General features: G+C 65.5%; 12 protein-coding genes. 7 read left to right on the top strand and 5 right to left on the bottom strand.

Annotated features, from left to right (window positions below):
* The first annotated feature begins 123 nt into the window (after positions 1 to 123).
* From AB0M74_RS14735 to AB0M74_RS14720, 4 genes are all read left to right on the top strand, one after another.
* Positions 124 to 891, top strand: coding sequence for a crotonase/enoyl-CoA hydratase family protein (locus AB0M74_RS14735; protein WP_364906655.1), 768 nt, complete (start codon positions 124 to 126; stop codon positions 889 to 891).
* Between the two features lie 155 nt (positions 892 to 1,046).
* Complete coding sequence (locus AB0M74_RS14730; RefSeq protein WP_364906653.1) at positions 1,047 to 2,153, top strand: DUF4185 domain-containing protein; 1,107 nt, start codon at positions 1,047 to 1,049, stop codon at positions 2,151 to 2,153.
* A 135-nt stretch (positions 2,154 to 2,288) separates the two neighbouring features.
* The gene (locus AB0M74_RS14725; protein WP_364906650.1) at positions 2,289 to 3,545 is read left to right on the top strand and encodes an erythromycin esterase family protein; all 1,257 of its coding nucleotides are present in this window, start codon (positions 2,289 to 2,291) and stop codon (positions 3,543 to 3,545) included.
* Positions 3,546 to 3,603: 58 nt separating this feature from the next.
* Positions 3,604 to 4,311, top strand: coding sequence for a class I SAM-dependent methyltransferase (locus tag AB0M74_RS14720; protein WP_364906648.1), 708 nt, complete (start codon positions 3,604 to 3,606; stop codon positions 4,309 to 4,311).
* Between the two features lie 216 nt (positions 4,312 to 4,527).
* Here the strand turns inward: AB0M74_RS14720 and AB0M74_RS14715 are convergent, their stop codons facing one another.
* Complete coding sequence (locus tag AB0M74_RS14715) at positions 4,528 to 5,133, bottom strand: alpha/beta family hydrolase (RefSeq protein WP_364906646.1); 606 nt, start codon at positions 5,131 to 5,133, stop codon at positions 4,528 to 4,530.
* Between the two features lie 301 nt (positions 5,134 to 5,434).
* Between AB0M74_RS14715 and AB0M74_RS14710 the strand changes: the two genes are divergently transcribed.
* Positions 5,435 to 7,270, top strand: a complete 1,836-nt coding sequence (locus AB0M74_RS14710; protein ID WP_364906643.1) for an acyl-CoA dehydrogenase — start codon at positions 5,435 to 5,437, stop codon at positions 7,268 to 7,270.
* Between the two features lie 82 nt (positions 7,271 to 7,352).
* On the opposite strand, the gene AB0M74_RS14705 is transcribed toward AB0M74_RS14710, so the two are convergent.
* Positions 7,353 to 7,772, bottom strand: a complete 420-nt coding sequence (locus AB0M74_RS14705; RefSeq protein ID WP_364906640.1) for a helix-turn-helix domain-containing protein — start codon at positions 7,770 to 7,772, stop codon at positions 7,353 to 7,355.
* Between the two features lie 225 nt (positions 7,773 to 7,997).
* Between AB0M74_RS14705 and AB0M74_RS14700 the strand changes: the two genes are divergently transcribed.
* Positions 7,998 to 9,086: a DUF4185 domain-containing protein gene (locus AB0M74_RS14700; RefSeq protein WP_364906637.1), complete on the top strand. Its 1,089-nt coding sequence runs from the start codon at positions 7,998 to 8,000 to the stop codon at positions 9,084 to 9,086.
* Positions 9,087 to 9,157: 71 nt separating this feature from the next.
* Here AB0M74_RS14700 and AB0M74_RS14695 read toward each other — a convergent pair whose 3' ends face one another.
* From AB0M74_RS14695 to AB0M74_RS14685, 3 genes are all read right to left on the bottom strand, one after another.
* On the bottom strand, positions 9,158 to 9,358 hold the full coding sequence (locus AB0M74_RS14695; RefSeq protein ID WP_364906634.1) for a hypothetical protein: 201 nt from the start codon (positions 9,356 to 9,358) through the stop codon (positions 9,158 to 9,160).
* Positions 9,359 to 9,704: 346 nt separating this feature from the next.
* Complete coding sequence (locus AB0M74_RS14690; protein ID WP_364906631.1) at positions 9,705 to 9,938, bottom strand: hypothetical protein; 234 nt, start codon at positions 9,936 to 9,938, stop codon at positions 9,705 to 9,707.
* Positions 9,939 to 10,556: 618 nt separating this feature from the next.
* Positions 10,557 to 12,488, bottom strand: a complete 1,932-nt coding sequence (locus tag AB0M74_RS14685) for a VanW family protein (RefSeq protein ID WP_364906629.1) — start codon at positions 12,486 to 12,488, stop codon at positions 10,557 to 10,559.
* Positions 12,489 to 12,807: 319 nt separating this feature from the next.
* Here AB0M74_RS14685 and gnd point away from each other — a divergent pair, with 319 nt between their 5' ends.
* Entirely contained in the window at positions 12,808 to 13,836 is a 1,029-nt protein-coding gene (gene gnd, locus AB0M74_RS14680) for a phosphogluconate dehydrogenase (NAD(+)-dependent, decarboxylating) (protein ID WP_364907127.1), read from the top strand.
* Positions 13,837 to 14,027 lie beyond the last annotated feature (191 nt).

Genomic DNA, 14,027 nt, shown 5'->3' with positions numbered 1-14,027 from the left:
TCCTCCGCTTCACGCTCCAGTTACCGTCAGCATTGACGGTAACTACAGTTTCGATTAGAACAGGTGACTCCCGGGCAGGCAATGGCCGATGACACGAACTGACTCACGAGTAAGATTCGAGAAATGGGCACTAACATCGCGCTGCGGTTCGACGGCAACCGCGCCTACGTCACGCTGGACCGACCCGACAAGCACAACGGCCTCACCCACGCGATGCTGCGCGGGCTGGCCGATACCGCACACACCCTGGCCGACCGCAAAGATCTCCGGGCGGTCATCCTGTCCGGCAACGGCCCGAGCTTCAGTAGCGGCCTCGACGTCGCTGCAGCCACCGGCGACCCACTGGCCGTCGTGCGCGGCTTCGTCCCGCTGCCCTGGCGCGGCACCAACGCCTTCCAGGAAGCCTGCTGGGCGTGGCGTCGACTCCAGGTCCCGGTGATCGCGGCCGTGCACGGTCGCTGCTACGGCGGCGGCCTACAGCTCGCATTGGCCGCGGACTTCCGGTTCGCCACGCCGGACGCGGAATTCTCGATAATGGAAGCCAAGCACGGCCTAGTGCCGGACATGACCGGCGCCGCGACACTCTCGCGCCTGATCGGCATCGACAAGGCGCTGCTGCTGACCATGACCGCCGACCTCGTCGATGCCGCCTATGCCGAGCGCATCGGCCTGATCACCGAGGTCACCGCGGACCCGGTCGCGACCGCCGAAAAGCTCGCCGACCGCATCGCGACCCGCTCCCCGCACGCCGTCGCGGGAGCCAAGCGGTTGTTCGATCGATCCTGGGAGGCGGCCGCGCGCCGTACCTTCGCAATCGAGCGGGCCATTCAGCTGCCACTGATCTTGCGAAAGGCGACCTCGCGGGCCAAAACCCACCGCAGTAGTCGTTAAATTTCATCAATCAATGACACAACCCACCAATTCTTCCGGATTGGCTGTTAGCATTTCCAACGATTTGCCAGCCAGTCGGAATGTGCCTCGAAACACACGACGGGGGGTCGGTGTATCGAGCATGCTTCGGCGAGAAACCGGAGGGCTCAAAGACTTTGACCAAAACCGGATCCATTCTGCTGTCCGCGCTGGCGGGTGCCACGGCCTTGCTCCTCACAGCGACTACCCCAGCCTCGGCAAACCCAAACGCAATCAACCCGTTTCCCGTGCTCAACGGCACAACTGGGCTGCCCAACCTGAACGGACGGACCAGGGCGGTCTTCCAGGTGACGGGCATGGCGAGCCCGAACAACACCCAGACCTACAACGTGCTCGGCACCGATCTCGGCATCATGTGGGACAACGGAAGCGGCGAAATGCTGACCGCCTTCGGCGATACTGCCGGACTCGGTTTCCCGAATTTGCTGGTAGGTAGCATGTGGGCGTGGCGCAGCAATATTCTCGTGCGTAGCCATACTCAGGACCCGGCCAACGGCATATTCTTCGACAGTGTCGTGCGCGATGTATTCGGCCAGGCGCGCGACCTTATCCCCAGCCCGAAGATTCCGTTCATCGAAATCAGCCGCATCCCCACCGCGGGCATCGCGGTCGACGGCGTTCAGTACATGAGCCTCATGTCGGTACAGAGCTGGGATGACATCGGGCAGTGGACCACGGGCTTCTCCGGCCTCGCCGCCTCCGGCGACAACGGCGAGACCTGGGCCGAGCTGCCGCAGACCCGCAGGCCCAACGACGGAGCCGACGCCAACTTCCAGATGAACGCCTTCCTGAAAGACGGCGGGTACGTCTACGAATACGGCACCCGCTCCGGGCGCAACCGTGCGGCGTTCGTCGCCCGCGTGCGGGACAGAGACATCGCCAACCTCGCCGAATACGAGTACTGGGACGGCGAGCGCTGGAAGAAGGACGACGTCAACGCGGCCGCGCCGATCATGTTCGGTGTCGGCGAGTTGTCGGTGATGTACAACCAGTACCTCGGCCAGTACATCGCGCTCACCACCGATCCGTTCAATTCGGTGGTGATGCGGCGGGCGCCATCGCCGACGGGTCCGTGGAGCGATCCCGAGGTGCTGATCGACACCAGGGAATTGCCGACCGCCTACGCGCCCTCGATCTTCCCGTACCAGACCGGTCGCGACCTGTACTTCGTCACGACGGTCCACAGCCAGTACAACGTGGTCCTGATGCGCACGACGTTGTGACCACGACCTGCGGGCCGTCCGATGGCTCCGCGTCCGGATCGCACACAGCGCTCGACAAGCCGGGATCCAGCAATGGCTCCCCGCCCTCGACGGTCGATTTGACCTCGAGTGGACTTCAGGTATGAGGCTTGCGACATGACTACTACCGCTCCCGCATCCCCTGTCGGCGCATCCGACGAGACCGCCGCAGTGCGCGACTGGTTGCGTGCCAATGCCCGTCCGGTGACCGGCTCCGACGCCGACTACGGTGGCACGGACCTCGAACCATTGGTCGACCGGCTCGCGGCCGCGACAGTGGTCGGGCTCGGCGAATCGACGCGATTCTCCCGGCAGACCTTCGGTGTGCGTTCACGCATATTCCGCGCGCTCGTCGAACGGCACGGCTTCCGCGCACTGGCGATTCAGGACAGCGCGGGTTCCGGTGAGCGCTGGGACGACTTTGTTCGCACCGGGGCGGGCGATCCCGAATCCGTGCTCGCGAGTGCGTGGCGACCGTGGCGCAGCGCCGAGACGGTCGAGGCGTTGACCTGGATTCGGGCTTTCAATCAGGAACATCAGGATGATCCGGTTCGCATCTTCGGCGTCGAGCCGCCCCAGGCCGAATCCGCCGATTACGACGTGGTGCTCGACTACATCCGGCACGCGGCGCCGCAACGGCTCATCGCGCTCGAATCTCATCTCACGCCCATCAGGACCGCGCACCAGGTGGACGAACACGTCCAGCGCCACCAAGGCATTCACCCTGGTCGCCCCTTCCTCGACGAAGCACGCGATGCGCTCGCACTGCTCGACGGGCTACCGGAGTCGGCCGAGCGCTCGACCGCGCTGGCCCACGCGCGCCGCATCCTTGCTTTCCATACGAATAGCGTTGCGGGACAAGGCGGCTTCGACCGCGACGAGCGGCCGTCGGCCGATCGCGTCATCGAATGGCACCGGGCGACCGGCGCCAGGATCGCCTACTGGGACGGCATCGCCCACACCGCGGCGCTCGCCCTCGGCGCCCAACCCGAGCAGAGCGTATTCCGCGGTGCAGGCAGCCACCTACGCCGCCACTTCGGCGCGGACTACGCGTCGGTGGCGATCGGCTTCCATCACGGCGACCTGGGCATGGCGACAGCCCCTGATCCCGCGCCCGATCTCATCGACGCAACGCTCGGTGCGGTGAACCTGCCCGCCTTCGCCGTCGACCTGCGGGCGCAGGCCCCCGACCCGGTGCACCGGTGGCGACTCGCACCGGCGAAGCTGCGCACCATCAGCGGGATCTACGACCCCGCGCAGGATGCCGACGCGAACATGCTGGTCGGCTCGTTGATCGAGGCGTTCGACGTGTTGATCCACATTCGGGAAACCACGCCGCTGCGCTGGCTGCCGGAGTTCGCCCCATCGACATGACCCGGCCCGCGCGCACAGTGGCGCGAGGCGGCTGAGGCCGGTCCATAGACTGAGGGGTATGGAGGCGGCCGATTGGGACGCGCGGTATGCGCAAGGTGAATTGGTCTGGGGCGCACCGCCGAACAGCACGGTGGTCGAGCACGTCTACGGGCTGGAGCGGCGCACCCCGCTACAGCCCGACACCCCGGACGGCGAGGTGCCGACGCTGCCGCGTGCCCTCGACCTCGCCTGCGGCGAGGGTCGAAACGCATTGTGGCTGGCCACGCACGGCTGGCAGGTGCACGCGGTCGACTACTCACAGGTGGGAGTCGACAAGGGCCGCACCGTCGCGACCCGCTTGTCGCGCTCGGTGCGCAACCGCATCACCTGGCAGTGCGCCGACGTCACCGACCTCGACGCGGCGGGTATCACCGGCCCGTACGAGCTGGTCCTGCTGGTCTTCCTGCACCTGCCGGCCGAGCAGCGCCGCACCTTGGTCCGCCGCGCCGCGGACCTGCTCGCTCCCGAGGGCACCCTGCTGATCCTCGGGCACGACACCACCAATCTCACCGACGGTTACGGCGGTCCTCAGGATCCGTCGGTCCTGTTCACCCCCGAAGACATCGTCGCCGACCTCGGCCCGAAATCCGAACACATCCAGGTCCGAATCGCCGAGCGCATCCTCCGCATCACCGAAGACCGCGATGCCATCGATGCACTGGTCGTCGCAACCAGATCGGCTCCAGTACCTGACCAGCAGGCATGGGAATCCCCGACCGTCGAGTGACCGATCTGCCGCAGCGCGCCGGCAGGTGCCGGTTGCACTCCGCTCGGGTGGCTACCGACTCCTCCCGGCTCGGCGCGTTCACATAGTCCCGGCGGTGCGCGGCGATGTGGCCGGTCAACCGCATTGACTGCAACAGCGAGGCGAGTGGCTGACTCGTCGCACGGGATCGAAGAAGGCAGTGGCCGCACCGCACAGCCGGTTCAGAAGCAACGGTTGTCAGACCTCGAGTCCAGCCCATCGCCGCAGCGGCGGCGTGACGATGTCGGCGATCTCGGCGAAGCCGCTACGGAACGAATGCGGTTGTCCAGCAATGGTTTCCACCTGCATCGCGTCGACCTCGTCGGGCACACCGAACGGGTCTCGCGCACCATTGATCACCACCACCTCGATATCGCCGGTCGACCGCAGCTCCTCGACGCGGGTGTTCTCCGGCTTTCCCGGGGGATGCAGCGGAAAGGACAGGGCGATCACCCCGCTTGCCTCTGCGGCGATCGCGGTGCGACAGGCCACCCGGGCGCCATTGCTGCGACCACCCTGGATCAGCGGGACCTTGGCGACCTTCTTACGCAGCTGCGCGACGATCTCGAGCCAGGCTTCGTCCTGCTTCACCGCCGAGCCCGGCGCGCGGCGTCCCGCGACCCGATAGGGCTGCACGACCCTGGCTACCGCGCCGCCGAGCTCGAGCGCACGATCGCGTACCACGAGCAGGTCTTTCGCGTCGACGCCACCTCCGGAGCCGTGCGTGAGCAGCAGCAGGAAGGCAGGCGCGCGCGGCTTGTCGAGCTCGATCTCGGCAGGCCCTGCGCTCGTCTCGATTCGCACACCCAACGGTAGCGCTGCAGCAACCGGGAACCAGCGAGCGCAACAGGGTCTTGGTTCGGCAGTCGAGCCGGGCAGACAACCCGCCTCTTACTCGAGCCGCGGCGGCGCGGCAACGCCTTCGAGTGTTTTCCGCGTCACATTGCCCGCTCGAGCCTTTGCCTCCCCATTACCGGCCGGTAATATGTTTCATAAGTTACCCGCGAGTAGCATGCGGAAACCCGGATGGCTACCCGGTGGCGACAACGGGCGGGAACGGCAAGCAACCGACCGCACCAACTCAACGGAGAGTGAGTAGACAGACATGGGCCACTACAAGAGCAACGTCCGCGACCTGGAGTTCAACCTCTTCGAGGTACTCGGCCTCGGTGCGCTCCTCGACGGCGAAGCATACGGCGATCTCGACTCCGAGACCGTCAAGGAGATGCTCAACGAGGTGCGTCGCCTGGCCGAGGGTCCGCTGGCCGACTCGTTCGTCGACGGTGACCGCAACCCGCCGACCTTCGACCCCGAGACCCACACCGTCACTCTCCCCGAGTCCTTCAAGAAGTCCTACCGCGCGCTCGAAGACGCAGGTTGGGCCAAGGTCGGCGTCCGTGAGGAGCTGGGCGGCCTCGGCGCGCCGAGCGCCGTCACCTGGGCGCTGGGCGAAATGATCCTCGGCGCCAACCCGCCTGCCCAGATGTACGCAGCGGGCGCGGGCTTCGCGCAGGTCTTCTACAACAACGGCACCGATGAGCAGAAGAAGTGGGCGCAGATCATCGCCGACCGCAACTGGGGCGCCACCATGGTGCTGACCGAGCCGGACGCCGGCTCCGACGTCGGCGCCGGACGCACCAAGGCGGTCAAGCAGGAAGACGGCACCTGGCACATCGAGGGCGTCAAGCGCTTCATCACTTCGGGCGACTCCGACGACCTGTTCGAGAACATCATGCACCTGGTGCTGGCCCGCCCCGAGGGCGCGGGACCCGGCACCAAGGGCCTCTCGCTGTTCTACGTGCCGAAGTACCACTTCGACTTCGAGACCGAGACCATCGGCGACCGCAACGGTGCCTTCGTCACCAATGTCGAGCACAAGATGGGCATCAAGGTTTCGGCCACCTGTGAGGTCACCTTCGGCGGCCACGGCATCCCCGCCAAGGGCTGGCTGGTCGGCGAGGTGCACAACGGCATCGCGCAGATGTTCGACGTGATCGAGAACGCGCGCATGATGGTGGGCACCAAGGCCATCGCGACCCTCTCGACCGGTTACCTCAACGCGCTCGACTACGCCAAGCAGCGCGTCCAGGGTTCGGACCTGACCCAGATGACCGACAAGGCCGCTGCCCGCGTCACCATCACCCACCACCCGGACGTGCGTCGTTCGCTGGCCCTGCAGAAGGCATACGCCGAGGGTCTGCGCGCCATCTACCTCTACACCGCCGCGCACCAGGATGCCGATATCGCGCAGCTGGTTTCCGGCGCCGACGAGGACGTGGCCTTCCGCGTCAACGATCTGCTGCTGCCGATCGTCAAGGGTGTCGGTTCCGAGCGGGCCTACCAGTACCTGACCGAATCGCTGCAGACCTTCGGTGGCTCCGGCTTCCTGCAGGACTACCCGATCGAGCAGTACATCCGCGACGCGAAGATCGACTCGCTGTACGAGGGCACCACCGCCATCCAGGCACAGGACTTCTTCTTCCGCAAGATCGCCCGTGACCGCGGCGTCGCGCTGGCCCACGTGGCAGGCCAGGTGCAGAAGTTCATCGAGTCCGAGGCAGGCAACGGTCGCCTGAAGGCCGAGCGCAAGCTGCTCGCCACCGCGCTGGAGGACGTGCAGGCTATGGCCGCCACGCTCACCGGCCACCTGATGGGCGCCCAGGCCGACCCGAAGGAGCTCTACAAGGTCGGTCTCGGCTCGGTGCGCTTCCTGCTCGCCGTCGGTGACCTGCTCATCGGCTGGCAGCTGTTGCGTCACGCCGAGGTCGCCATCAAGGCCCTCGACAATGGCGCGACCGGTGCCGACGAGGCGTTCTACACCGGCAAGGTCGGTGTCGCGCAGTTCTTCGCCCGCAACGTGCTTCCGGAGCTGACCGCCACGCGCGCCATCCTGTCGAACCTGGACAACGACATCATGGAAATCGACGAAGCGGCGTTCTGAGGCGCTAGCTGACTACTGTCACACCGAATACAGCACAGCGGCCCGGAGATTCTCCGGGCCGCTGTGCTTTTCGCTGTGTGCGCTAGTCGATTCGGTCGGCGTGCTCGGCGTCGAATTCGGCCTGCGAACGCAGGATGGCGTCGTGGTTGTCGCGTGACCATTCGACCAGCCCGAAGATCGGGACGGAAAGGCTGTGGCCGCGGTCGGTCAGCGCGTATTCGACCTGCGGCGGATAGGTCGGCAGCACGGTACGGCTCACAAGACCGTCACGAACCACTTTGCGGGTGGTGACGGTAAGCATGCGCGGAGAAATTCCGGGAACCGCGCGCTGCAATTCCCGGAAACGGCGCGGGCCGTTGAACAACTCGACGAGAATCAGCATGCTCCATCGGTCGCCCAGTCGGTCGAGGACTTCCCGGATTCCGCAGTTATCCCCGCCACACGGGCCTTCGACGGCATCCGGTCCTACCTGGAGAGTTACCTCGGTGTGCGTAGTGCTCATACAAGTGCCTCCTGCCGACCTCCGACGAGATTAGCAACGATTCTCTTCGGGCCCCGCGTGCCGGATCGCCTCGAAGGGGGAGGCGATGCGGCACGCGGGGCCGCATTTCGCTGCTGTTACCCGGTGCGGTCCGCCGGCATAACACCAGGCCGCCGGACCTCCGGCGCGAAGGCGGTGCACAATGATCGGGCCAGCCGCGCGTGTGCCGACGAAGGGACCGTTTGGATGAACCGCTCGCTGCTCGCCCTTGCCAGAATCGGCGTACTCGCCGTCGTATTCGCTGTCGCATTCACCGGACCGACCTGCGCCGATCCGAACAATGTCAATCCGATTCCCGGGCTGAACGGCCAGCCGCGCGGACTACCGCGGCTGCCGGGTCCGGCCCAGGCGATCTTCCAGGTGACCGGGATCGACAGCCCCAATCACACTCAGAACGTGAACGTGCTCGGCACCGATCTCGGCATCATGTGGGACGACGGCGGCGGCCGGATGATCACCGCCTTCGGTGACAGCGCCGGGCTCGGCGTGCCCAACCTGCTCGCGGGCAGCATCTGGGCTTGGACCAGCAACGCCCTGTTCCGCAGCACCACCAAGGACCCGGCGAACGGCATCATCTTCGACAGTGCGGTGCCCAATCCATTGCCGAGCCCGAAGATTCCCGGCATCGAGATCAGCTTTATTCCGACCGCGGGCATCTCGGTGGGCGGCGTGCAGTTCATGAGCATGATGTCGGTGCGCGAATGGGGCGACCACGGCAAGTGGGCCACCAACTTCTCGACCCTCGCGGCCTCCGGCGACGGTGGGCAGACCTGGGCCCAGCTGACCAACACCCGGCGCGGGAATGTGGACGGCCACGAGAAGTTCCAGCAGAACGCCTTCCTGAAGAACGCGGGATATATCTACCGGTACGGCACACCAGGAGGCCGCAACAACCCCGGATTCGTCTCCAGAGCAAAGGAAGCCGATATCGCGAATATCGACGCCTACGAGTATTGGGACGGCGGCGCGTGGCAGCCCGGCGATGCGAAGACCGCGGCGCCGATCGTCGGCGATGTCGCCGAGTTGTCGGTGATGTGGAACAACTATCTCGGCAAGTTCGTCATGCTCACCACCGACCCGGCCAATTCCGTTGTCATGCGCACCGCGTCGGCTCCGCAGGGCCCATGGGGCGAACCACAGGTTCTCGTCAGCGGGCCGTCATTGCCGACTGCCTACGCGCCCATGATCTTTCCGTACCAGACCGGGCCGGACCTCTACTTCATGCTGACCGTGCACAACCAGTACAACGTGATCCTGCTGCGAACTCCCTTGTGACGGGTGGATACAACACCAGCGGCCCGGATTTCTCCGGGCCGCTGGTGGATCGACGCGCGATCGAGCGCTTGTCAGCCTGCCGTGGTGGCGGTCGGCAGCGGCTTGACGCCACCCGAACCGGTCGCCAGCAGCTTCCCGAGGCCGATGGCGAGGTTGCTCGAGCCGGTGGGAGCCGGAACGGGGGCAGGGGTCTCGGCTGCGGCGATACCCGAACCAGCGAGGACGATACCGGCAGCGGCAACGGCGGCACCGAACAGACGAATCTTGCGCATGAAAACTCTTCTTCCTTATTCCTCATCCGACCGCGTTTGCGATCGTCTGCGCATTTCTATCACGGTAGATTTTCGATCAGAGTCGTGACCATGAACACCATGCAAACTGATGGTAACCAGCTCCCCGCACGACCTGGTGGTTCACTGTGCGGCGACGCCACTCGCCGACGTAACAAATAATCGGCAGCGGCAGAAATACTGGTCACCATCTCATAGCCCGTGGTAGTGCGACCCCTGACCCTCGATTCGCCGTCCGCTGGATAATCTTTGCGCGGCAACAGGTATCAGAGGTAGGAAACCAAAAATGCCCCGTCTCGTGCGAGGCGGGGCAATTCGGTTTCGGTGATTACGGGGTCGCGGGAGGCTTGGTGGCCGACGAGCCGGTCGCCAGCGCCTTGAGAAGTTCCGGAAGCAGCGCCGCCGAGCCGGTACCGCCCGGGGTGGGCTCACCGGGGGCGATGGTGCCGATTTCCTGCACGACGATGCCCTGGTCGACGGTTGCGGACGCCAGGCCCGAACCCGCGCCGATCACAGCAGCAGCGGCGATAAAGACCACACCGAACACGCGAAGCTTGCTCATTGAATATCTACCCCTAGAAAATGTCTCTCATTGATAACACGCTTGTTATCAACGAAAGATGTTGTATCACAACGCTTCAACTGCCAGCGAGTAGCTACATGACCCCGCCACGGGGCATGAGGTTGCCACACCGTTGCGAGTCATTCGAAATGAAATCCACGGATAATCGGGCTCGACCGATCGGCCGGGCAGCCGCCACGCACCCACCCTCGCGAACTTTGCCACCGACAAGGCGCCCGGTGCCACCGTAGCTGGCAGATAAGCCGCACAACACCGAGATCACACCAATGGCCTTGCGCGATGCACCAATTGGGAAAATCTCGAGAGATCGGAGAGACATGCCCATAGAACTGTGGCCTACCCAGCTATCCACAAGTTATGTTGAGAAGTATTTCACAGGAATTATCTGTAACATTTCTGGGCGCGCGGCGATGGCGAGGTGATTCGCTTTTATCCGCGCGATCCGAGCAACCAACGTGCGCTTGGTGATCGGCACGCCATACCCGTGCCGCCCCGTCTCCGGAACTGTACGGGTAACCGCAGCCCGCAATCTCAGAGAAAAGGCGGAAGTCCGCGGGTCCCGCAGCGACTACCCAGGTGCCGACGCGCGCAGCCGGGCTACTCGCACTTGACGATAGGGATCGGGTCGTACTTCACGTTCCGAGTCGCACGCGAGACTTCCCTGCCGGATTTGTGATCGGTGATGACGCGGGTATCGGACACGGTGAACCCGGGGCCGCCCTCGGAGGCGATACAGTCCTTGCCCTTCGGGAGGGTGACCGTCTGCGGTTCCGTCGGCTTGGTGCGCTCGCCGGTGATGGACTCGACATCCACGGTCTTGGTGCCCCACAGCCGGACCGTGACATCGGAGTCGGTGGTGAGAGTCTCGATGTACACGCCGTTGGGGGTGTTGTTGCGGAAGCGCAGGTCGATGGCGCCGTCGAAGACGGTGGCCTCGCGAGCGGCGGGGTAGCGCGAGATGTAGTAGCTGTGTTCGGTGTGACCCGCGTCCTCGAGGCCCGCGAAGTACGAGGCGTTGTAGAGAGTGGTGGCGAATTGGCTGATCCCGCCGCCGACGGCGGTGCTCGGTCGACCGTGATCGATGATGCCGGATTCGACGTAGCCTTCGGCCGTGCCGCGCGGGCCGGTGAAGTCGTTGAGCGAGAACGTCTCCCCGGGTTTGACGATGGCGCCGTTCACCTTCCGCGCGACCACCCGGATGTTCACCCCGGAGGGGCCGCTGAAGCCGTTGGTCGTGAATTGGCCCATGACATCGGTAACGCCGAGACCTTGCGCGGCCTCGGTGGTGAGCTTGGGCTCGACCTTGTCGTAGACGGCTCGAGCGGTGCGTTCCTGCGGCATGACAATGAGATTCGGCAGCTGCTCGAGCGTCTTCGGCCAGTTGATCTTGTCCCCGACAATCGCGGGAACGACCTTCGCGGCCCCACCGGCCAGACTGAATGTCGCGTCCTTGGCCTCCACTTCGGAGGTGGCGAGCTGGGGCGCCAGCAAACTGGTAGCCACCTCCTGATCGAAGGTCGCGGTGAGTCCGCCATTGCCATCGGGCGCGAAAGACACAATGGTCGCGATCTGCTCTGGCTCCAGCTTGCCCGCCGCACCCTTGCCCGCAAAAGTGATCGGTGCGCGCACCGCTGGCTCCGCGACCTCGCGCAATGCCCGATCGACCGCTTCAGGACGGACGGTCATGGGCGCGGCCGTCTCCGGCAGATCGATCAGCGTGCCGTAGATCCAGTTGTCGATCAGCGCTGCGCGGGCCGCGGGACCGTCGAGCACCCGCCCTGGCACCGGCGGCACAGCTACCGGTCTGCCACCCTCGAATCTGATGGTGCCTTCGACTGTCGGCCGGTCGTGCACCCGCAAACCGGCGAGCTGACGATCCAGCGCCGAGTTGTCGACGACACTGGCGATCGGCACCGCGCGGGTGGTGAACAGCGATGTCAGCCTGGTGATCGGATTCATCGGCTGCGAGCCGATGCGTTCCCACGTGGTCGCCCAGTCCACTTCCAGCCCCGCGGTGCTCGGCAGCAGCTTGGTCTGCATATCGGCGATCTGCACGGGCAGTTCGTGCCCGGAACGTGGGCCGAGCACCGCACGCAGCCTGGTGTCCGCGGTGTCGGTGTCGAGACCACCGACGCTGACGCCCGCGACCTCGACGCCGCGCGGCACTTCCCCAGCGGATAACAGCAGGTCAGCTACGTATACGGATCCCGCCACCGCGACGAAGGCACCGATCCCGATGCCGATCTTCTTGACGAGGGGGGCCTTCGGTGACCCACTCGCCTTGGGTTGCGGCTGCGACTCCTGGTGCCGAGACCAGCGCTCGGTAGCGGCCTCGCTGACCTGTGGGCGACCGGGTGGCTGCACCCTGGCGGTCGCCCGCAGGGGTTGGGTGGGCGCCGAGTCGCCATCCCAGCCGGCAGCCGAGTCCGGTAACGGAGAACGGGTCGACTCGAGGAGCTGGCGCAGTCCGACTTCGCCACCTTCGTGTCTACCGTGACCGCCACGCCCGGTGCTCGATTCGCTCGTCACGAACCGTCCTCCCCGCTCGAGATGAAAAGGGACCTCGCACGGTTGCGAGTCTCCGCCCACCATAGTGGCCGCTACCGGCATGGTCCGCAGACCACAGATCTGCAGCAAACCTTGCGCAAAACGCTCGCCCGCAGGACATGGAAGGGCCCCGCGCAGTTGCCGGGTCGGGGGTCTGGCAACTACGCGGAGCCGATTGGAATATCGCCGCCCAGAACGAGGCGTTACACACGCTGAACGCGACCGTGGTCGACCGGCGCGGGACAATCGACCAGGACGTCTCGCTATCAGGGCTCGCAATACACGAGGGAGATGGATGAGTATGCAGCTGGGAATGATCGGTCTAGGCCGGATGGGCGGCAATATCGTCCGCCGTATCGTCAAGGACGGGCACACCGCCGTCGGCTACGAACGCAAGCCCGAGCGCATCGACGAGCTGACCGCCGAACTGGGCACGGCGAAATTCCAGGGCGCCACCGAGCTGGCGGACTTCGTCGGCAAGCTGGAGACGCCGCGCGTGGTCTGGGTGATGATCCCCGCGGGCGCCACCGGTGCGGTCATCGATCAACTGGCCGAGGTGCTCGAACCGGGCGACATCATCATCGACGGCGGCAACAGCCGCTACCACGAGGACCTGGTACGTGCCGAGCAGTTGCGGCCCAAGGGAATTCACTATGTGGACATCGGCACCTCGGGCGGCGTCTTCGGGCTCGAGCGCGGTTTCTGTCTGATGATCGGCGGCGAGACCGAACAGGTGAAGTACCTCGATCCACTCCTGAAATCCATCGCTCCCGGTGTCGAGGCCGCCGAACGGACACCGGGACGCACCGGCGAAGCGTCCGCGGCCGAGCACGGCTATCTGCACTGCGGCCCGGCCGGTGCGGGCCACTTCGTGAAGATGGTGCACAACGGCATCGAGTACGGCGCCATGCAGGCCTATGCCGAGGGTCTCAACATCCTGCACAAGGCGAATATCGGCGCGGACCACAACGCTCGGTTCTCCGCCGAGGAGACGCCGCTCGAACATCCCGAGTACTACCGGTACGCGATCGACATTCCCGAGGTCACCGAGGTGTGGCGGCGCGGCTCGGTAGTCGCCTCCTGGTTGCTGGACCTGACCGCGGGCGCCCTTTTCGCCGATCCGAACCTCGATTCGTTCGACGGCCGGGTCTCGGATTCGGGCGAGGGCCGGTGGACCCTCGACGCCGCGATCGACACCGGCGTCCCCGCGCCCGTCCTCGCGGCGTCGCTGTTCGCCCGATTCTCCTCGCGGGGGGAATCGCTGTACGCGGACAAAATGCTTTCGGCCATGCGCAAGGCCTTCGGCGGGCACAACGAGCTGCCGGAGTAGTAGCTCGACAGCCGATCCGCTCAGCCGGCCCTGCGCCACCATTTCGAGCACGACGAGCGGGCGGACAGAAAGGCCGCAGGCGCGCTTGCGTCAGTCGACATTGCTGTCTGCGGACACCCACCGAAAGTCGCGGTAGTTGAGGGACACCCCCTGCCGGCATGGCTGTGCCGCCAGCGGGCGGACCTTCCCGC

Source organism: Nocardia sp. NPDC051463, from assembly GCF_040681975.1.
Lineage (GTDB): Bacteria > Actinomycetota > Actinomycetes > Mycobacteriales > Mycobacteriaceae > Nocardia.
The sequence above is the reverse complement of the archived record's forward strand: the minus strand, read 5'-3'. Positions and strand labels throughout refer to the sequence as shown.

Bases quoted from the DNA above. Each gene is read 5' to 3' on its own strand.
- AB0M74_RS14735 (WP_364906655.1), top strand. From the start codon at position 124: ATGGGCACTAACATCGCGCTGCGGTTCGACGGCAACCGCGCCTACGTC.
- AB0M74_RS14725 (WP_364906650.1), top strand. From the start codon at position 2,289: ATGACTACTACCGCTCCCGCATCCCCTGTCGGCGCATCCGACGAGACC.
- AB0M74_RS14720 (WP_364906648.1), top strand. From the start codon at position 3,604: ATGGAGGCGGCCGATTGGGACGCGCGGTATGCGCAAGGTGAATTGGTC.
- AB0M74_RS14710 (WP_364906643.1), top strand. From the start codon at position 5,435: ATGGGCCACTACAAGAGCAACGTCCGCGACCTGGAGTTCAACCTCTTC.
- AB0M74_RS14705 (WP_364906640.1), bottom strand. From the start codon at position 7,772: ATGAGCACTACGCACACCGAGGTAACTCTCCAGGTAGGACCGGATGCC.
- AB0M74_RS14700 (WP_364906637.1), top strand. From the start codon at position 7,998: ATGAACCGCTCGCTGCTCGCCCTTGCCAGAATCGGCGTACTCGCCGTC.
- AB0M74_RS14695 (WP_364906634.1), bottom strand. From the start codon at position 9,358: ATGCGCAAGATTCGTCTGTTCGGTGCCGCCGTTGCCGCTGCCGGTATC.
- AB0M74_RS14690 (WP_364906631.1), bottom strand. From the start codon at position 9,938: ATGAGCAAGCTTCGCGTGTTCGGTGTGGTCTTTATCGCCGCTGCTGCT.
- gnd (WP_364907127.1), top strand. From the start codon at position 12,808: ATGCAGCTGGGAATGATCGGTCTAGGCCGGATGGGCGGCAATATCGTC.